This is a genomic window from Lysobacterales bacterium, from assembly GCA_019634735.1.
Taxonomy (GTDB): domain Bacteria; phylum Pseudomonadota; class Gammaproteobacteria; order Xanthomonadales; family UBA2363; genus Pseudofulvimonas.
Genome location: JAHCAT010000004.1, coordinates 89,548 through 106,679 on the forward strand (window position 1 = coordinate 89,548; position 17,132 = coordinate 106,679).

17 protein-coding genes are annotated in these 17,132 nt (G+C 71.1%); 5 read left to right on the top strand and 12 right to left on the bottom strand.

Annotated features, from left to right (window positions below; genetic code table 11):
* Positions 1-3: 3 nt before the first annotated feature.
* From KF823_05515 to hemN, 10 genes are all read right to left on the bottom strand, one after another.
* Positions 4-534 (bottom strand): FixH family protein, encoded by a 531-nt coding sequence (locus KF823_05515; GenBank protein MBX3725357.1) that lies wholly within the window; start codon positions 532-534, stop codon positions 4-6.
* Complete coding sequence (locus KF823_05520; GenBank protein ID MBX3725358.1) at positions 531-2,063, bottom strand: 4Fe-4S binding protein; 1,533 nt, start codon at positions 2,061-2,063, stop codon at positions 531-533. The genes KF823_05515 and KF823_05520 overlap by 4 nt, the downstream gene beginning before the upstream one ends.
* Before the next feature lie 3 nt (positions 2,064-2,066).
* Positions 2,067-2,348 (bottom strand): hypothetical protein, encoded by a 282-nt coding sequence (locus KF823_05525; GenBank protein MBX3725359.1) that lies wholly within the window; start codon positions 2,346-2,348, stop codon positions 2,067-2,069.
* Between the two features lie 20 nt (positions 2,349-2,368).
* The gene (gene ccoP, locus KF823_05530; protein MBX3725360.1) at positions 2,369-3,280 is read right to left on the bottom strand and encodes a cytochrome-c oxidase, cbb3-type subunit III; all 912 of its coding nucleotides are present in this window, start codon (positions 3,278-3,280) and stop codon (positions 2,369-2,371) included.
* A complete protein-coding gene (locus tag KF823_05535; GenBank protein MBX3725361.1) occupies positions 3,277-3,429 on the bottom strand; it encodes a cbb3-type cytochrome c oxidase subunit 3 in 153 nt (50 codons plus the stop codon). The genes ccoP and KF823_05535 overlap by 4 nt, the downstream gene beginning before the upstream one ends.
* Positions 3,430-3,434: 5 nt before the next feature.
* On the bottom strand, positions 3,435-4,049 hold the full coding sequence (gene ccoO, locus KF823_05540) for a cytochrome-c oxidase, cbb3-type subunit II (protein MBX3725362.1): 615 nt from the start codon (positions 4,047-4,049) through the stop codon (positions 3,435-3,437).
* Positions 4,050-4,063: 14 nt separating this feature from the next.
* The gene (gene ccoN / locus KF823_05545; GenBank protein ID MBX3725363.1) at positions 4,064-5,500 is read right to left on the bottom strand and encodes a cytochrome-c oxidase, cbb3-type subunit I; all 1,437 of its coding nucleotides are present in this window, start codon (positions 5,498-5,500) and stop codon (positions 4,064-4,066) included.
* Positions 5,501-5,750: 250 nt separating this feature from the next.
* Positions 5,751-6,368 (bottom strand): OmpW family protein, encoded by a 618-nt coding sequence (locus KF823_05550; protein ID MBX3725364.1) that lies wholly within the window; start codon positions 6,366-6,368, stop codon positions 5,751-5,753.
* A 128-nt stretch (positions 6,369-6,496) separates the two neighbouring features.
* A complete protein-coding gene (locus KF823_05555; GenBank protein MBX3725365.1) occupies positions 6,497-7,237 on the bottom strand; it encodes a cyclic nucleotide-binding domain-containing protein in 741 nt (246 codons plus the stop codon).
* A 28-nt stretch (positions 7,238-7,265) separates the two neighbouring features.
* Positions 7,266-8,660: an oxygen-independent coproporphyrinogen III oxidase gene (gene hemN, locus KF823_05560; protein ID MBX3725366.1), complete on the bottom strand. Its 1,395-nt coding sequence runs from the start codon at positions 8,658-8,660 to the stop codon at positions 7,266-7,268.
* A 348-nt stretch (positions 8,661-9,008) separates the two neighbouring features.
* On the opposite strand from hemN, the gene KF823_05565 reads away from it, so the two are divergent.
* From KF823_05565 to KF823_05575, 3 genes are all read left to right on the top strand, one after another.
* The gene (locus tag KF823_05565; protein ID MBX3725367.1) at positions 9,009-9,143 is read left to right on the top strand and encodes a DUF3096 domain-containing protein; all 135 of its coding nucleotides are present in this window, start codon (positions 9,009-9,011) and stop codon (positions 9,141-9,143) included.
* Between the two features lie 22 nt (positions 9,144-9,165).
* On the top strand, positions 9,166-12,003 hold the full coding sequence (gene glnE / locus KF823_05570; GenBank protein MBX3725368.1) for a bifunctional [glutamate--ammonia ligase]-adenylyl-L-tyrosine phosphorylase/[glutamate--ammonia-ligase] adenylyltransferase: 2,838 nt from the start codon (positions 9,166-9,168) through the stop codon (positions 12,001-12,003).
* Positions 12,004-12,161: 158 nt separating this feature from the next.
* Positions 12,162-12,998, top strand: coding sequence for a hypothetical protein (locus KF823_05575; protein ID MBX3725369.1), 837 nt, complete (start codon positions 12,162-12,164; stop codon positions 12,996-12,998).
* 211 nt (positions 12,999-13,209) lie between these two features.
* On the opposite strand, the gene KF823_05580 is transcribed toward KF823_05575, so the two are convergent.
* Together KF823_05580 and KF823_05585 are read right to left on the bottom strand one after the other, a co-directional pair.
* Positions 13,210-14,184 carry a mitochondrial fission ELM1 family protein gene (locus tag KF823_05580; protein ID MBX3725370.1) on the bottom strand — a complete coding sequence of 325 codons (975 nt, stop codon included), beginning with the start codon at positions 14,182-14,184 and terminating at the stop codon, positions 13,210-13,212.
* Positions 14,181-15,932, bottom strand: coding sequence for a cation:proton antiporter (locus tag KF823_05585; protein ID MBX3725371.1), 1,752 nt, complete (start codon positions 15,930-15,932; stop codon positions 14,181-14,183). Before KF823_05585 ends, KF823_05580 begins: the two co-directional genes overlap by 4 nt.
* A 126-nt stretch (positions 15,933-16,058) precedes the next feature.
* Between KF823_05585 and KF823_05590 the strand changes: the two genes are divergently transcribed.
* Both KF823_05590 and KF823_05595 read left to right on the top strand, forming a co-directional pair.
* Complete coding sequence (locus KF823_05590) at positions 16,059-16,325, top strand: hypothetical protein (GenBank protein ID MBX3725372.1); 267 nt, start codon at positions 16,059-16,061, stop codon at positions 16,323-16,325.
* An 83-nt stretch (positions 16,326-16,408) separates the two neighbouring features.
* The gene (locus tag KF823_05595; GenBank protein MBX3725373.1) at positions 16,409-16,984 is read left to right on the top strand and encodes a YceI family protein; all 576 of its coding nucleotides are present in this window, start codon (positions 16,409-16,411) and stop codon (positions 16,982-16,984) included.
* The last annotated feature ends 148 nt before the right edge of the window (positions 16,985-17,132 follow it).

Consider the following 17,132-nt stretch of genomic DNA (forward strand, 5'->3'; position numbering starts at 1 on the left):
CGCTCAGCCGTCGGCGGGCAGGGCCGCCGCCAGCTCGAAGCCATCGCTGCCCGCGGTCAGCCTGCCGACCAGGCGCCAGCCGCCGTCCGCCGTGGCCAGCAGCAGATTCCAGTCGTGTTCGAGGTCGATGCCGTCCAGGCGCCCCAACCAGACGCCGGCGCCGCCCGGCACCAGCTCGAAGTCGCGGTCCTCCGATCGGCGGACCGGATGGGCCAGCGTCAGCTGCAGCCGGCCGGCACCGGCGGCATCGCCGGCCAGGGACAGGCGGACGGCACCGGTCTGCGGATCCAGGCTGGCCTGGCCGGAGAGGCCGAGCCGGGCGGCCTCACGGTCGGCGCGCAGGTCGCTGTCCTGGACCTGGGCGGTGCGTCGGACCGGATCGATGACCGCGTCGGTGCTGCCGGTCCGGGTGGCGATGACCACGGTGCTGATGCCGGCGACCACGGTGGCGAGCGGGATCAGCACCACCAGCCACAGCATGGCGCCGCCGCTGCGCGGGCCGGAGGATCGGGAGGAGTCGTCGTTGGCGTTCATTGCGGTGCGAAGAAAGCGGTTTCGTGCCGGACCACCACGGGCGGCTCGTCCAGGCGGGTGACCACCACGGTGACGTCGTGCCGGCCGCGCAGCGCGGCCGGGGCGCGCAGCGTGACCGGCAGTTCGAGGGTGGCCTCGGGCGCCAGGGTGCGCTCGACCGGCGCGCCTGCCATGGTCACCCCGTCCGGTGCGTCGATGCTGATGCGCACGAGGCGGTCGACGGTGTCCTTGTTGGAGATCTTCAGGGTGTAGGCGTTCTCTGTGCCGCCGTCGCCCAGCACCCGGTACAGGGCGTTGCGGTCGCGCAGCACGTCGAGCAGCAGGGGCGAGCGCTGGCTGATGCCCCAGGCCCAGGCGACCAGCAGGGCGAGCAGCAGTGTCGCATAGACGGCGATCCGCGGCCGCAGTACGCGGCTGTCCTTGCCGTCGACGGCGTTCTGGGTCGTGAAGCGCACCAGTCCGCGTGGATAGCCCAGCTTGTCCATCACGCCGTCGCAGGCGTCGACGCAGGCCGCGCAGGCGATGCACTCGTACTGCAGGCCGTTGCGGATGTCGATGCCGGTCGGGCAGACCTGCACGCAGATGGTGCAGTCGATGCAGTCGCCGAGGTCTTCCGGTGCGGCCACCACCGGCGCGCCCTCGTCCGGCAGGTCGAGCAGGCCGGTGGTGACGCGCACGCCGCCGCGCTGCGCTTCCTGGCGTGCGGCGCGGACCACCGCGGCCTGCGCCGGCGCCAGCGGCAGCAGGCCACGGGCGCGCTCGAGCACGCTGGCCAGGCCGCGCTTGCGGGCGCCGCGCGGTTCGCCGCGCAGCGGGTCGTAGGCGATCACCAGCGTGTTGCGGTCGAACATCGCGCTCTGGAAGCGCGCGTAGGGGCACATGTACTTGCAGACCTGCTCGCGCAGGAAGCCGGCGTTGCCCCAGGTCGCCAGCGCGTAGAACAGCACCCAGAAGGTCTCCCAGCCGCCCCACTGAAAGGGAACCAGGCGCGCGCCCAGCTCGCGAATCGGCGTGAAGAAGCCGACGAAGGTGAAGCCGGTCCACAGGGCCAGCACCAGCCACAGGCCGTGCTTGGCGAACTTGCGGCGGAGCTTGTCCAGGCTCCAGGGCGCGGCATCCAGGCGCATGCGTTCGCGGCGGTCGCCCTCGATCCAGCGCTCGATGCGGATGAACACCTCGGTCCAGACCGTCTGCGGACAGGCGAACCCGCACCACAGCCGGCCGGCCAGGGCCGTGAAGAAGAACAGGCTGAGCCCGGCCATGATCAGCAGCAGGGCCAGGAAGATGAAATCCTGCGGCCAGAACACCAGGCCGAAGATGTAGAACTTGCGCGCCGGCAGGTCGAACAGCACGGCCTGGCGGCCGTCGAAGGACAGCCAGGGGAACACGTAGAACATGCCCAGCAGCCAGATCACCGCGGCGATGCGCAGACGCTGGAAGCGGCCATCGGTCTCCCGCGGGTAGACCTTGCCCTCCGACTGGTAGAGCGATTCGCCGCGCTCGACGCGGATGTCGATCGATCCGGACATTGCTCAGTCGCGTCCCGGTCCGGGTGGACGATTGAAGCGGCGCGCCGGCCGCAGCAGGATCCAGGTGAACAGGCTGGAGGCCGCGGTGGCCAGCCAGAACGCGAAGAAGCCCAGGGTGTAGCCGGCCTCGCGACCGATCGGCAGGTCCACGAAGCTGATGTCGCGCAGGTCGATCGGATCGACGAAGGCGAACAGCACCATGGTCGCCACGCCGGCCGTGAAGAAGCTCGGCCACAGGATCGCCCCGAGCCGCTGCGCCAGCGGCCGGGGCGGGTGGTCGATCACGGGGTCGGGCCCGGGCCCGGTCACGGCGCGCCGCCGGCGTCCGCCGGATTGGACTGCGCCCAGACCCAGGCGGCGACCAGGCGGGCGCGGATCGGCCCGATGATGTCGCGGTGCGCGGGCATCTGGCCGTGGCGGCCGTGCTCGATGGCGTAGCGGATGCTGTCGACGCTGCCGCCGTACGTCCACACGTTGTCGGTGAGGTTGGGGGCGCCGAGCAGGGGGTTGCCCTTGCCGTCGATGCCGTGGCAGGCGGCGCACAGGGTATCGAAGCGACGCTTGCCGCTGGCCGCCATGCCGGGGCTGACGCGCTGGCCGGACAGGCTCTGCACGTAGACCGCGGTCTCGGTGATGGCCAGGTCGGAGCCCAGCGCCGCGCCCATCGGCGGCATCAGCCCCTCGCGGCCATCCATGATCGACGCCAGGATGGTGTCCGGATCGCCGCCCCACTGCCAGTCGCCGTCGACCAGGCTGGGGAAGCCGAGCGCGCCCCGCGCGTCGCTGCCGTGGCACATCGCGCAGTGGTTTGCGAACACCGAGCGGCCCAGGCGCAGGCCCTCCTCGTCGCGGGCGATGGCCGCCACGGGCATCGACTCGAAACGCGCGAACAGCGGCGCCAGGCGCGCCTCGTTCTCTTCGCGCTGGGCGTCGTGCTCGCCCTGCGATGTCCAGCCGCTGGTGCCGGGCAGGCCGCCCAGTCCCGGGTACCAGATCAGGTAGGCGATGCTGAACACGATGGTGATGTAGAACAGGTACAGCCACCAGCGCGGCAGCGGCTTGTTGTATTCGCGGATCGCGCCCTCGTCCCAGGCGTGGCCGGTGGTCTCGCCTTCGCCGGCGGCGGGCGCACGGCCGGTCCACCACAGCAGAACGACGCAGCCGACGATGTTGATCGCGACCAGGACAATGATCCAGGTGGTCCAGGCGGTACTCATGGCGATTTTCCGTTGTCGTCATCCAGGGGCAGGCGGGACGCCTGCTCGAAGTCCTTCTTGCGCTTGCCGCTCCAGGCCCAGGCGACCAGGCCGAGGAAGGCCAGCAGCAGCACCGCGGTCACGATGCCGTTGAACACGCCGGCGCTCATCACGGTCACCGCGTCCTGGGCGCGTGCCGGCCCAGGCCCTGCAGGTAGGCGATCACGGCGTCCATCTCGGTCTTGCCGGCCAGCGCCGACGGCGCGCCGTCGATCTGCTCGTCGGTGTACGGGTCGCCGATCATGCGCAGCGCGCGCATCCGCCGCTGCACGTCGCTGCCGTCCAGTTGCCGCCGGGCCAGCCACGGGTAGGACGGCATGTTCGACTCCGGCACGACGTCGCGCGGATTGATCAGGTGGACCCGGTGCCATTCGTCGCTGTAGCGGCCGCCGACACGGGCCAGGTCGGGGCCGGTGCGCTTGCTGCCCCACTGGAACGGCCGGTCGTACACCGACTCGCCGGCCATCGAATAGTGGCCGTAGCGCTCGGTCTCGAAGCGCAGGGTGCGCACCATCTGCGAATGGCAGTTGTAGCAGCCCTCGCGGATGTAGACGTCGCGGCCGGCCAGCTCCAGCGGCGGGTAGGGCTCGACGCCCGGCAGGGGCTCGATCGCCTCGGCCTGGTACATCAGGGGGATGATCTGCGCCAGTCCCCCGAAGGACACCGCGATGACGATCAGGATCATCATCAGGCCGACGTTCTTCTCGACCTTCTCGTGGCTCTTGCTCATGGGATGCGGTCTCCTCAGGCGTGCGCGGCCACCGGGACCGGAACTTCGTCCGGCACCCTGCGGGAAAGCGTCCAGGTCTTCCAGGTGTTCCAGGCCATCAACAGCATGCCGGCGATCACCAGCAGGCCGCCGAGCAGGCGCACCAGGTAGTACGGGTAGGTCGCCACCAGCGACTCCACGAAGGTGTAGGTCAGGGTGCCGTCATCGTTGGTGGCGCGCCACATCAGGCCCTGCATGACGCCGGCGATCCACATCGACGCCGCGTACAGCAGCACGCCGATGGTGTGCATCCAGAAGTGCACGTCGATCAGCTTGGTCGAGTACATCGCCTTGGTGCCGAACACCCAGGGGTAGAGCATGTACATGGCGCCGATCGAGATCATCGCCACCCAGCCCAGGGCCCCGGAGTGCACGTGGCCGATCGTCCAGTCGGTGTAGTGGCTGAGCGCGTTGACGGTCTTGATCGACATCATCGGGCCCTCGAAGGTCGACATCATGTAGAACGAGATGGCGACCACCATGAACTTGATGATGGGATCGGTGCGCAACTTGTACCAGGCGCCGCTCAGGGTCATGATGCCGTTGATGCCGCCGCCCCAGCTCGGCGCCAGCAGGATCAGCGAGAACACCATGCCCAGCGACTGCGCCCAGTCCGGCAGCGCGGTGTACTGCAGGTGGTGCGGGCCGGCCCACATGTAGATTGCGATCAGCGCCCAGAAGTGCACGATCGACAGCCGGTAGGAGTACACCGGCCGGCCGACCTGCTTGGGCACGAAGTAGTACATCATTCCGAGGAAGCCCGCGGTCAGGAAGAAGCCGACCGCGTTGTGCCCGTACCACCACTGCACCATCGCATCGACGGCGCCGGAGTAGACCGGGTAGGACTTGCCCAGCCCGGCCGGGATCCAGATGTTGTTGAAGATGTGCAGGATCGCGACCGTGATGATGAAGGCGCCGTAGAACCAGTTGGCCACGTAGATGTGCTTGATCCTGCGCCGCATGATGGTGCCGAAGAACACCACCGCGTAGGCCACCCAGACCAGGGTGATCAGGATGTCGATCGGCCATTCCAGCTCGGCGTACTCCTTGCCCTGGGTCAGGCCCAGCGGCAGGGTGATCGCGGCCAGCACGATGACCGCCTGCCAGCCCCAGAAGGTGAACGCCGCCAGGGGGCCGCCGAACAGCCGCGCGTGGCAGGTGCGTTGCACCACCCAGTAGCTGGTCGCGAACAGTGCGCTGCCGCCGAACGCGAAGATCACCGCGTTGGTGTGCAGCGGCCGCAGCCGGCCGTAGCTCAGCCACGGAATGTCGAAATTGAGGGCCGGCCAGTACAACTGGGCGGCAATCAGGACGCCGACCAGCATGCCGACGATGCCCCAGATCAGGGTCATGACGGCGAACTGGCGGACGACCTTGTCGTTGTAGCGCTCTACGGCGGCAGCGGTGGACATGGGCAAGGACTCCGGTGGATCGGCTGCAATGTTCTTCGATGGTCGGCGCGTGGGGCTTGACCTGGGTCAAGGGTACCCCCGGGTGGCGGTCAAGGGGCGCGCGAACCGGCGCGGGAAGCGGTGCGACCGCGCTGGCGCGCGGCCCCCCGCCCGGGCCTTCCATGGCCCGCCAGGCTGGCCCGTCGGCGGTCGCGCCGGCCTGGCCCGCGCCGGTCCGGCGCCGTCAACTCACGGAGTGCGCCGCAACCGGTCAGAAGCGGTAGCCGACGTAGGCGCCGAACACGATCGGATCGATGTTCACGGTGCCGACATCGGCGCCGTTGACGCGGACCTTGGTGTCGATGTCGATCCAGCGGGCGTCGAAGCCGACCAGCCACTTGTCCGAGACCCGGAAGTCGATGCCGGCGTGGGCGGCCAGGCCCCAGGACGCGCCGAGGTCCAGGTCGGTGCCGGCGATCGGGCCGGCGCTGCGTTCACCGGAGAACAGCGTGTAGTTGATGCCGGCGCCCAGATAGGGCTGCACGGTGCCGCGCGGATTGAAATGCCATTGCAGGGAGACGGTCGGCGGCAGGTGCTTGGTCGAGCCGGCGTGCGTGCCGTTGAGCTTGATGTTGTGTTTGAACGGCAGCGAGGCCAGGACGTCGAGGCCCAGGTTGTCGGTCAGCATCCACTCGGCCGCGAAGGTCGGCCGGGTGTTGGCGCCGACGTCGACGGCGAGTGCGCCCGCGGCGAGCGTGCCGTTGTCGGACTTCGGGTCGACCGTGTGCGCGCCGACGCGCAGGATCAGGTCGCCTTTCTCGTGGGCGCGGGCGGCAGGGGCGGCCGCCAGCGCGGCCAGGACGGAAACGGCGATCAGGGTGCGGATCATGGTGGAGCTCCAGTTCGGATCGATGGATGGATCAACTGGCGCCACTATGCGCCTGCGTACGGAGGCGCCGCTTGACCCAGGTCAAGCGGCCGTACGCCAGGTCCGGCGGCGTCGCGCCGCCGTCGCGATCAGTGCCGCAGGACGGGCAGGGCGAGGGATTCCAGGCGGCCCAGGTCGAGCAGCCGCAGGTCGCGCCGGTCGATCTGCGTCACGCCTTCGTCGCGGAACCGTCGCAGCACCCGGCTGACCGTCTCGGGTGCCAGGCGCAGGTAGTTGGCGATGTCGGTGCGTGGCATGGTCAGGTTGAACCGGGTCGGCGAGAAGCCGCGCCGCGCGTAGCGGCGCGACAGCGACAGCAGGAACGCGGCCATCCGCTCGTCGGCGCTGAAGTCGCCCGAGAGCAGGGCGGCCTTGCCGATGTCCTCGCTGAGCAGCCGGAACAGCCGGGACTGCAGGTCGGGGATCAGCGCGGCCAGCTCGCTCATGCGCCGGAACGAGAACCGGCACAGCACCACCGGCTCAAGCGCCACGGCGTTGCAGGGGAAGGACTGGGTATGGATGGCGTTGAGGCCGACCACTTCGCCGGGCAGGTGGAAGCCCAGCACCTGCTCGCGACCTTCCCGGTCGAGCACATAGGTCTTGACCGTGCCGCCCCGTACCGCGGCGATCGAATCGAACGGATCGCCCTCCCGGAAGATGTGCTGGCCTTCGGCGTACTGCGAGGTCTCGTCGACCAGCAGGGCCTCCACCTGGGCGACGACGTTCTCGTCGATGCCGTCGTTGCGGCACAGGTTGGTGAAGGCGCAGGTCGAGCAGGAGTGCGCGCGCCCGGTCGCGGCCTCCGGCAGCCGGGCCGGGTTCACGGCCATGGCCGCTCCGCGCCGGCGTGGCCGGCGTTCACACCGCGCGCGAGTACCGGGCCGGCACCTGGGCGGGTTGCTGCAGGTAGCGGTCGAAACATGCGCAGATGATACGCAGCAGCAGCCGGCCGCGCGAGGTGGCGCGGATCCGGCCCTGGCCGACCGCCACCAGGCCGTCCGCCGCCAGGGCCGTGAGCCGCGCCAGGTCCGGGGCGAAATAGCTTTCGAAATCAATCCCGTGGCGATCCTCGACGGCCGCGATCTCGACCTCGCCCTGGCAGATCAGGCGCTGGATGACGTCGGCACGCAGCAGGTCGTCGGCATCCAGTCGCAGGCCGCGCCACACCGGCAGGCGGCCGGCGTCGATCGCCGCCTCCCAGGCCGGCAGTTCGCGGGGATTCTGGCTGTAGGTCGCGCCGATATGGCTGATCGAGCTGACGCCCAGCCCGACCAGGTCGCAGTTGGCGTGGGTGGTGTAGCCCATGAAGTTGCGGTGCAGATCGCCGCGCGCCTGGGCGCGGGCAAGGTCGTCATCCGGCAGCGCGAAGTGGTCCATGCCGACGTAGACGTAGCCGGCGGCGGTCAGCCGTTCGATGGCCAGCGCCAGCAACGCCAGCTTGTCCTCGGGCGCCGGCAGGTCGGCCTCGTCGATCTGGCGTTGTGCCTTGAACAGGTCCGGCAGGTGCGCATAGCTGTAGACCGCCAGGCGGTCCGGACGGACCTCGACGATGCGGTCGAGGGTGCGGGCGAAGCCGTCGCGGGTCTGCCGGGGCAGGCCGTAGATCAGGTCGACGTTGACCGAGCGGAAGCCGCTGTCCCGGCAGGCCCTGATCACCTCCAGGGTTTCGGCCTCGGTCTGGATGCGGTTGACCGCGCGCTGCACGTCCGGATCGAAGTCCTGGACGCCCAGGCTGGCGCGATTGAGGCCGGCGCGAGCGAGCTGGGCGATCGCGCCCGGGCCGACCGTGCGCGGGTCGAGTTCGATCGAGAAGTCGCGGCCGGGGTCCCGGCTGAAGCTGAAGTGCTGTCCCAGGCTCTCGATGACCTCGGTCAGCTGGTCCGGCGACAGGAAATTGGGCGTGCCGCCGCCGAAGTGCAGTTGCACCACCTCGCGGTCGCGGTCGAACAGCGGCGCCAGCAGCGCCGCCTCGCGGACCAGGCGCGTGACATAGGGTGCCGAGCGGCTGAGGTCGCGCGTGATTACCCGGTTGCAGCCGCAGTAGAAGCACGGGCTGACGCAGAACGGCACATGCACGTAGAGCGACAGCCGCTGCGGGATCGGGTCGTCGTTGCTTTCCCGGGCGGCGCGCTCCAGGTCGCCGGCATCGAAGCCGGACTGGAACTGCGGTGCGGTCGGGTAGGAGGTATAGCGCGGACCGGGCCGGTCGTAGCGGCGCAGCAGGCCTGCATCGAAGGTGGGGACGGCGATCATGGCGCCAGTGTCCGTCGCCGCCCGCCCTGCCGCCTTGATCCGCGTCAAGTGGCGGCCGTGGCCCTTCAGCCTGGATGTCTCATGAGACCGCTACTGCGGCCGCCGAGCTTCGCGCCGGCCTCGCGACGCGCCCTCACGAAACTTCCAGGCCAGCCGGTCGTTGTTGCAGCGCGGCGTGACACGACCGCGCCGGCTGCGGAAAGTTCCGGTACCCAGGGGAGGGTAGCCCGTCGTGACTCCGGTCCGACGGGTTTTTCATTTCCGGTGGCGCCTGCGGCCCGGACCCTTGCCAGCGTCGCCCTCGGCGGTCATGGTGTCGGCGCCAGACGGGCAGACCAAGGAGACGCCATGACCCTGCATTTCGAACTGAACGCCCTGATCGCACTGATCGCCGGCATCCTGATCCTGATCCGCCCCCGCCTGCTCAACTACATCGTCGCGATCTACCTGATCGTGATCGGCGTGCTCGGCCTGATCCGCTGACCGAAAACCCGGTCGCCGGACCATGTCCGTGCAACTGCCGGGGGCGCTGGCCGATCTGGTCGGCCAGCGGCTGGCTGCCCTGGCCGGCGCAGGTCCGCCACCGCCCTGGCTGCCGCGCCTGTTGCTCGCCAGCGATTTCGCGTGGGACGTGCTGCGCGAAGACGCTGGACGGCTTGCGGAACTGGTCGCCCGCGTCGATGACCTGGGCGACCCGGCCACGCGCTGGCCGGGTGCCGGTTCGGACGCTGCCCGCGCCCTGCGCCGCTTCCGGCGCATGGAAAGCGTCCGGCTGGTGGTGCGCGACCTGACCGGTGCCGACGATGTCCGGGCCACGCTGGACGGCGCCAGCGCGCTGGCCGACTGCGCTCTGGACGTCGCCCTGGCGCTCGCCGTGGAGCGCGTCGCCGCCCGCCATGGCCGTTGCCGGGACGGGCAGGGCGAAGCGATCGCGCCCGTGCTGTTCGCGCTCGGCAAGCTGGGCGGCGGCGAGCTCAACTTCTCCTCCGACGTCGACCTGGTGTTCGCCTATCGCGGCGGTGGCGGGGACAGCGACGGTGCCCGGTCGCTGGCGCCCGATGCCTGGCAGGCGCGGGTGGTCCGGGAAACCGCCGCCCTGCTCGGCGAGATCACCCCGGACGGCTTCGTGTTCCGCGTCGATCTGCGGCTTCGGCCATTCGGCCAGTCCGGCAAGCCGGCCCTGCCGTTCCCGGCCATGGAGCAGTACTTCCAGCGCGAAGGCAGGGACTGGGAGCGCTACGCGTGGCTGAAGGCGCGCCCGGTGGCCGGCGACAGGGCGGCCGGCGCCGAGTTCCTGGACATGCTGCGGCCCTTCGTTTACCGGCGCTACCTGGATTACCCGGCGATCGATGCCCTGCGCGAGATGAAGGCGCAGATCGACCTGGAGGTGCAGCGCCAGGACCTGAGCGACGACATCAAGCTGGGGCCTGGCGGCATCCGCGAGATCGAGTTCCTGGTGCAGGTGGTGCAGCTGGTGCGCGGCGGACGCGACCCGACGCTGCGCCAGCGTGGGCTGCTGACTGCCCTGGCCGCCTGCGCCGAAGCCGGCTACATCGCGCCGGCGACCGCCACCATGCTGCGCGATGCGTACCTGTTCCTGCGCCGCCTGGAGAATCGCCTGCAGATGCTTCGGGACGCCCAGACCCAGGCGCTGCCCGAGTCGGACGTGGACCGCCTGCGCATCGCCCTGGCGCTGGATTTTCCGGACTGGTCGGCGCTTGCCGCGGTGCTGGCCGGGCACCGCGAGCGGGTGGCCGGCGAGTTTGCGCAGGTGCTGGCGCCGCGTGCGCGCGCCGGTGGCGATGCGCCGGCCGCCATGCTGGCGCTTTGGCGGGCGCTCGCCGAGGACCGGGCCGGGCCGGCACAGATCGGTGCCGCCGGTCTGTCGATCGGGGACGCCCTGCACGATCGCCTGCGCGCGCTCGCCCGCAGTCCAGGGGTGCAGGCGCTTTCGGCCCGGGCGCGCGACCGCCTGGACCGCCTGATGGCGACCCTGCTCGAGCGCCTGCGGGGCGCGCCTGGGCAGGACGAGGAAGCCGCCGCCATCGTCGAGCTGCTGCACGTGCTGCTGCGCCGATCCAATTACCTGGCACTGCTTGCCCAGCAGCCGCGCGCGCTCGAGCGCCTGTTCGCGCTGGCGCGGGGCAGCCGGGGTCTGCTGCGTCGTCTGGTCGAGCAACCGCTGCTCCTGGACGATGTCTTCGATCCCCGGGCACCGGCGCCCCCGGCGGGCGAGGAGATCGCCCAGGAACTGGTGCGCGCCGCGACCGGCGCCGGCGGGGACCCGGAAGCGGTGCTGGCGGCCCTCGCGGAGGCCCGCACCAGCCTGCATTTCCGGCTCGGGCTGGCGGCCGTCGACGGCACCTTGCCCGCGGCGTCGATCGCCGCCGGCCTGGCGGCGATCGCCCGCGGCGTGCTTGCCCAGGTGTTGCACCTGGCGCTCGCCGATACCGTGCGCAGCCACGGCTGGCCAACGGGAGGCGGACCTGCGCGATGCGGCCTGACCCTGGTCGGCTACGGCAGCGTCGGTGCCGGGGAGCTCGGTTTCGCCTCCGACCTGGACCTGGTGTTCGTGTTCGATGACGCCCTGGGCGCTGCCGAAACGGCCGGGCCACGGCCGATCGAGGGGCAACGGTTCTATGCCCGCGTGGTGCAGAAGCTGATCGCCTTCCTGGCGGTGCCGCTACCTGGCGGGCGGCTCTACGAGATCGACGCCCGCCTGCGTCCCGACGGCGCCAAGGGGCTGCTGGTCACCAGCCTGGACGGTTATGCGGCCTACATTCGCGAGCGGGCCTGGACCTGGGAGCAGCAGGCCCTGGTCCGGTCCAGCGTGGTCGCCGGCGACACCGCGCTGGCGGCGCGCTTCGAGGCGCTGCGCGCCGCCGCCCTGGGCCAGACCCGGGATATTCCGGCCCTGCGCGCCGCGGTCGCCGCGATGCGGGCCAGGCTGCGGGCGCAGCTGGACCGCTCGGCACCCGGCCGCTTCGACCTGAAGCAGGGCACCGGCGGACTGGTCGATCTCGAGTTCCTGCTGCAGTTCCTGGTGCTGGCCCACGGCCACGCCCACACGGCCCTGCTCGCCGGGCGCGGCAGCGCCGAGCTGCTGGTCGCCCTGCGGGACGCCGGTGTGCTCGACCCGGCGACCGTCCTGGCGCTGCTGCAGTCGCACGCCGAGCTGCTGTCGCGGGCCCTGGTCAGGACCCTCGACGAGCGGCCCCGGGTGGTGCCGCCCGACGCCGTCCTCGACGCGGCCCGGTTGCCGGTCACTGCCGCCTGGCAGGCGTGGTTGGGTGAGCCCGATGGCGCGCATCCGGGGGGCGCGCCAGCCGAGACCGCCCCTTAGTGTGATGTACATCACATTTTGATACCCTGCGCGGGCGGCGGCTTCGGGGAAGCCGGTCGCAGCGACCTGTGCGGCGACCCGGCCAGGCACCTGGCCCGGGGTCGTTGCGGCCACCCTTCGGACGACGCCATCCGTCCCGCCACCTGCCAGGAGAGACCATGCCTCGCGCCACCGTCCCGCCCCTGTTCCGACGCGTCCTGTCCGCCCTTGCCGCGGTCACCCTGCTCGCCGCCGGCGCGGCACCGGCGCTGGCCGGGGTGCCTTCCCAGTTGAAGGTGTTCAAGTACATCACCGGTGACGTCAACCCGCCTGGACTGTTGTTCAGCATCACCGTGAGCTGCGCCGACCCGGAGTACACGCAGACCCTCCAGGTGCCCTCGGAAGGAAACATCGAGCTGATCGACATCCCGACGCCGAACCAGTGCACGGTCACCGAGAATCTGCCGCTGCCGGCACCGCCGGATGGCTACGCCTGGAACCCCGACAACACGCCCCCGGCGCCGCAGACGGTGTTCGTGCCGACCGGCGAGGAGGTCGTGGTCAGCGTGTTCAACAACCTGTTGCCACTGGGCGGCAACGGCATCGTGCTGGTCGACAAGGTCGTGGTCGGCGGTGCCGCGCCGGGCGCGCAGTTCAGCGTCGACATCCAGTGCAGTTCGCCGCCGTTCGCGACCACCGTCCTGGTGCCTGCCGGCGGCTCGGTGCCGGTCGACGGCATTCCTGCGCCGAACACCTGCACCATCACCGAGAGCGGTGCGTTGCCGCCGCCGCCGCCGGGCTTCATCTGGAACCCGCAGAACACGCCGCCGCCGCCGGTCACGGTACCGCTCGCGATCGGCGGCACCGCCAGCGTCAGCCTGGTCAACACCCTGGTCGGCGTGCCGCCGCCCGCGCCGCCGCAGGCGGTGCCCGGGCCGGGGGGCTGGGCGCTGACCCTGCTCGCATTGCTGATGATCGGACTGGGGCTGCTGCGGGTTCGCCGTTCCGCCGCCTGAGCGACGCCAGCCCGGAACAATTCCCAGGGACCCGCAGCGAGGCCGTCGAGATCGCATCGTGGTGCGGGCCGCGGTGCGTTGGACAGCGAAGGCGCAGCCGACACGGCGTCGAACTGGCCAACGCGAGCGGACCGCGCGACGACGTGGCGATCGGCAGGCGCCGCAGCGGCCTCATGAGCTATCCGGGCCGGGCATCGGCCGCCGCCCGCATTCAGGGCGGCGTCGTCGGCAGGTCCAGGCGCTCGCGCAGCACGGGGGTGATCCTGGCCAGTTCCCGGACGGGCAGGACATGCCAGGCAGCAGGCTCCTCCCGGAGCGGGCGGATCCGGTCCAGCGCCACAAGCTCGCCGATCAGGCGGCCGACCCGGCCCGTCGGAGCGCGCGGCAGATGCACGTGCACCGGCACCCGGGTGGCGCTGGCCTCCGACAGGAGGTTGGCCGAGTCGGCCGTGCAGACCACGTGCTCGGCCCAGCCGAGCAGGCCGGCGTAGGGGTTGTCGCCATCGGCAGGCCCGGCCCAGAAGCGGCCGGGCAGGCCCGCCAGGCGCCGGCGCAGGTGGGCCGCCGGTCCGGCCGGCGTGCGCCGCGAACAGGTCACCAGGAGGCTGCCGCCCTGGCGCTGCAGCCAGCGCTCGAGCAGGTCCAGCATGCCGTCCAGATAGGCGCGATCCAGGCGCAGGGCGCGGGTCGGGCCGCCGACCAGCACCGCGATGCGGGGACCGGGCAGGCGTCCCAGGTCGGCGAACGCCTGCCGGCCAGCCGCCAGCCAGCCGTCGTCGATCTCGTTGAGGGCGCCCAGGGTGGTGACCACGTTGTCGCCGCGCACCCGGTCGTGCGCCGGCAGCACCAGGGCATCGTAGCGGTGCCTGCCGCGGCGCGGATCCAGGACCTGCACCACCCGCGTCGCGCCGCCGGAAACCTGGCGCAGACCGGCGGTGGCCAGGGCGGCGGCGCGTCCGCAGCCGACCGCAAGCGCAGGCCAGGGCGGCCCCAGGTCGACGGCCGACGTGCCGGTCAGCGCGCGTCGGAAGTCCGCCGGCCCGGAAGGTGCCAGCCACCGCCATGGCAGTCGCAGCGCGACCTCGACCTCCCGCATCGTCGCCTGGGGCAGCAGCGCCCGCGCCAGGGCGCGCGCCTGCCTCTGGTTGCCGGCAGCGGCATCGCTGAACACCCAGCAGGCCTTCATTGCGGCGTGTCCGGTGGGCGCTCCGACAGGGTTGCGGTGATGTCGAGCTGGGCGCGCGTGTACAGGCTGGCGAGCTGCCGCCACAGCACCGCCGCGATCGCCACCAGCAGCGCGAGCAGAACCAGGCCCGGTCCCGGCCCGACCGCGGCGATCGCGAACCCGAACACGATGAGCAGCAGCGGCACCAGCATCAGCACGAACAGCAGGTGACGAAGCAGGGCGCGACCGAACGGCCGGCCGCTGCCGACGCCGAGGTCGGCCAGTGCCATCGCCAGGGCGCGCTGCTTGCCGATCGCGTGGATGACGATCGGCAGGCACAGCACCAGGGCCGCGATCGGCACCGTCCAGGATGCGTGCGGCCAGAGCGCGTCGAGCTCGCTCCGGAACCGGTTGGCGAGCAGGCCGGCAAAGGCCAGCAGGGCCACCACGAGGGCCAGGTCGAGCACGATGTACAGGGTGATCCGGCGCAGGATGCGGCGGATCATGCGGCGGTCGTCCTCGGCGACCGCGCCCAGCGAATGCAGCCAGCGCTGGTAATAGCGTGCCGGCTGCTTGAGGGGTTCCGGCAGCCAGCGCGACAGCAGTCGGGCGAAGCCGTCGGAGCCGCGGATCAGGTAGGGGGTGAGGAAGGTGGTCACCGCCGAGACCGCGACCGTGATCGGGTAGAGGAAGCTGCTGACCACCCCGGCGGCGGTGCCGTGCTGGGCGATGATGAAGCTGAACTCGCCGATCTGCGCCATGCCCATGCCCGAGCGCAGGGCCCGTTGTGGCGGCGCCCCCGCCAGGAACGCGCCGAGCGCGCAGCTGCCGACCTTGCCGACCACCACCACCAGGGTGATCAGCGCCACCGGCAACCAGTACTGCGCCAGCACGGCCGGGTCGATCATCATGCCGATGGCCACGAAGAACACCGCGCTGAACATGTCGCGCACCGGCGCCACGCTGGCTTCGATGCGGGCGCCGGCGGGGCTTTCGGAGACCAGCACGCCGGCCAGGAAGGCGCCCAGGGCGATGCTGTACTCGAGCTGGTACGCCAACAGCGAGATCGCGAAGCACACGCCCAGCGCCGTGACAAGAAGCATCTCGTCGCTGTCGTAGCGGGCGACGAAGGCGAACAGCCGGGGCAGCACCAGCAGGCCGGCGACCGTGGTCAGGACCAGGAACAGTGCCAGCTCGCCCAGCTTGCCGGCGACCGTCTGCATGCTCAGCTGTTCGATGCCGCCGACCGCGCTCAGGCCCGAAAGCAGGGCCAGCATGGCGATCGCCAGGATGTCCTCGACGATCAGGGTCCCGAAGATGACCTGGGCGAACGGCCGCTCGGTCATCTTCAGGTCCTGCAGGGCCTTGATGATGATCGTGGTCGAGGAGATCGACAGGATCGCGCCGAGGAACAGGGCATCCATGGTGCCCCAGCCGAACGCCCGCGCCAGCGAGTACCCCAGCGCGACCATGGTGACGATCTCGACCAGTGCGACGATCACCGCGATGCGGCCGACCCGCATCAGCTTGCCGATCGAGAAATGCAGGCCCAGCCCGAACATCAGCAGCACCAGGCCGACCTCGGCGAACGCCTGGATGGTGTGGCCGTCGGCGATCAGCGGCCAAGGCGGCGTATGCGGACCGATCACCAGGCCGGCGATCAGGTAGCCCAGCACCACGGGTTGCCGCAGGGCGTGGCAGAGCAGGGTGGCCGCCGCCGCCACCACCAGGATGATCGCCAGATCCTGCAGGAGCGTGATCGGGTGCATGCCGGCATGCTATCAGGCGACCGGCGGCTGCCCGGCGTCGCTCGGGCGCGCCTGCGCGTCGGTGCCCGCGGTGGCCTGCGTCCGGTCTCGGGCACGGGTGCCTGCCGCTATGATCGCGGCATGAGCTTGCCGTGGCTGTCCTTCCTCATCCAGGTGCCGACCTTCGCCATCCTGGCCTGGCTTTTCGCACGGGGCCGGCCGCTACGGGTCTGGCTGCCGGCCTGCTCCGGCGCCCTGCTGCTGGCCCTTGCGGCGACCTTGGCAGGCCACGCCGCGGCCAGCGCCAGCCATGGCCCGATGTGGCCCCAGGTGCTGGCGGCGCTGTCCGGCTACGGTGTCTTCCTGGCCGCCCTGGGCCTGGCCTGGTGGCTGCCGCTGCGGGGTCGGCGCTGACACCTCCACGCCATCGCCACCGCCACCGCGTCATGTTCGCCGCAACGCCGTGAACCCCGTCCGTCCAACCAAGGAGTCGCCCCATGCGTAGTCTTGCCCTGGCCACCCTGCTCGTCGCGTCGACGGCGGCCCCCGCGCTCGCCATCGAGTACAAGGTCGATCCGCGCCACAGCCAGGTGCGCTTCACCTATTCCCACCTGGGCTTCGCCAACATCACCGGGCGCTTCGACACCATGGAAGGCAGCATCGTCTACGACGCCGCCGACCCCGGCGCCTCGTCGGTGACCATGACGGTCGCGATCGACAGCATCTCCACCGGCGTCGCCGCGCTCGACGACCATCTCAAGCGCGACGACTTCTTCGATGCCGCCGAACATCCATCGGCGCGGTTCGCCAGCACCGCCGTCGAGGCCGCCGGCGAGGACCGCCTCAAGGTCACGGGCGAACTCAGCATCCACGGCGTCACCCGCGAGGTCGAGTTCGACGTCACCGTCAACAAGGTCGGCACCCATCCGATGCGCAACGTGCCTGCCGCCGGCTTCGATGCGGTCGCGACCATCCGGCGCTCGGATTTCGGCATCGACAAGTACGTCCCGAACATCCCCGACGAGGTGCGCATCGAGGTGACCGTCGAGGCCCTGGGCAGCGCGGCGGAGTGAGCCCGGACGGCCGCCGCGCGCGTCCGGCGCGCGGCAGCCAGGCAGCCGCGTCCGCGGGCCATCCGCAGTCGCGGGCGAGGTGCGGGTCGGGGCCAGCAACGGCCCACCCTGCGCTTGCGGGACCGGCGCGCACGCGGACAGCAAGCCC

Excerpts from the sequence above, each read along its gene's own strand:
- KF823_05515 (MBX3725357.1), bottom strand. The coding sequence starts at position 534 with ATGAACGCCAACGACGACTCCTCCCGATCCTCCGGCCCGCGCAGCGGC.
- KF823_05520 (MBX3725358.1), bottom strand. The coding sequence starts at position 2,063 with ATGTCCGGATCGATCGACATCCGCGTCGAGCGCGGCGAATCGCTCTAC.
- ccoP (MBX3725360.1), bottom strand. The coding sequence starts at position 3,280 with ATGAGTACCGCCTGGACCACCTGGATCATTGTCCTGGTCGCGATCAAC.
- KF823_05535 (MBX3725361.1), bottom strand. The coding sequence starts at position 3,429 with ATGAGCGCCGGCGTGTTCAACGGCATCGTGACCGCGGTGCTGCTGCTG.
- ccoO (MBX3725362.1), bottom strand. The coding sequence starts at position 4,049 with ATGAGCAAGAGCCACGAGAAGGTCGAGAAGAACGTCGGCCTGATGATG.
- ccoN (MBX3725363.1), bottom strand. The coding sequence starts at position 5,500 with ATGTCCACCGCTGCCGCCGTAGAGCGCTACAACGACAAGGTCGTCCGC.
- KF823_05550 (MBX3725364.1), bottom strand. The coding sequence starts at position 6,368 with ATGATCCGCACCCTGATCGCCGTTTCCGTCCTGGCCGCGCTGGCGGCC.
- KF823_05555 (MBX3725365.1), bottom strand. The coding sequence starts at position 7,237 with ATGGCCGTGAACCCGGCCCGGCTGCCGGAGGCCGCGACCGGGCGCGCG.
- hemN (MBX3725366.1), bottom strand. The coding sequence starts at position 8,660 with ATGATCGCCGTCCCCACCTTCGATGCAGGCCTGCTGCGCCGCTACGAC.
- KF823_05565 (MBX3725367.1), top strand. The coding sequence starts at position 9,009 with ATGACCCTGCATTTCGAACTGAACGCCCTGATCGCACTGATCGCCGGC.
- glnE (MBX3725368.1), top strand. The coding sequence starts at position 9,166 with ATGTCCGTGCAACTGCCGGGGGCGCTGGCCGATCTGGTCGGCCAGCGG.
- KF823_05575 (MBX3725369.1), top strand. The coding sequence starts at position 12,162 with ATGCCTCGCGCCACCGTCCCGCCCCTGTTCCGACGCGTCCTGTCCGCC.
- KF823_05580 (MBX3725370.1), bottom strand. The coding sequence starts at position 14,184 with ATGAAGGCCTGCTGGGTGTTCAGCGATGCCGCTGCCGGCAACCAGAGG.
- KF823_05585 (MBX3725371.1), bottom strand. The coding sequence starts at position 15,932 with ATGCACCCGATCACGCTCCTGCAGGATCTGGCGATCATCCTGGTGGTG.
- KF823_05595 (MBX3725373.1), top strand. The coding sequence starts at position 16,409 with ATGCGTAGTCTTGCCCTGGCCACCCTGCTCGTCGCGTCGACGGCGGCC.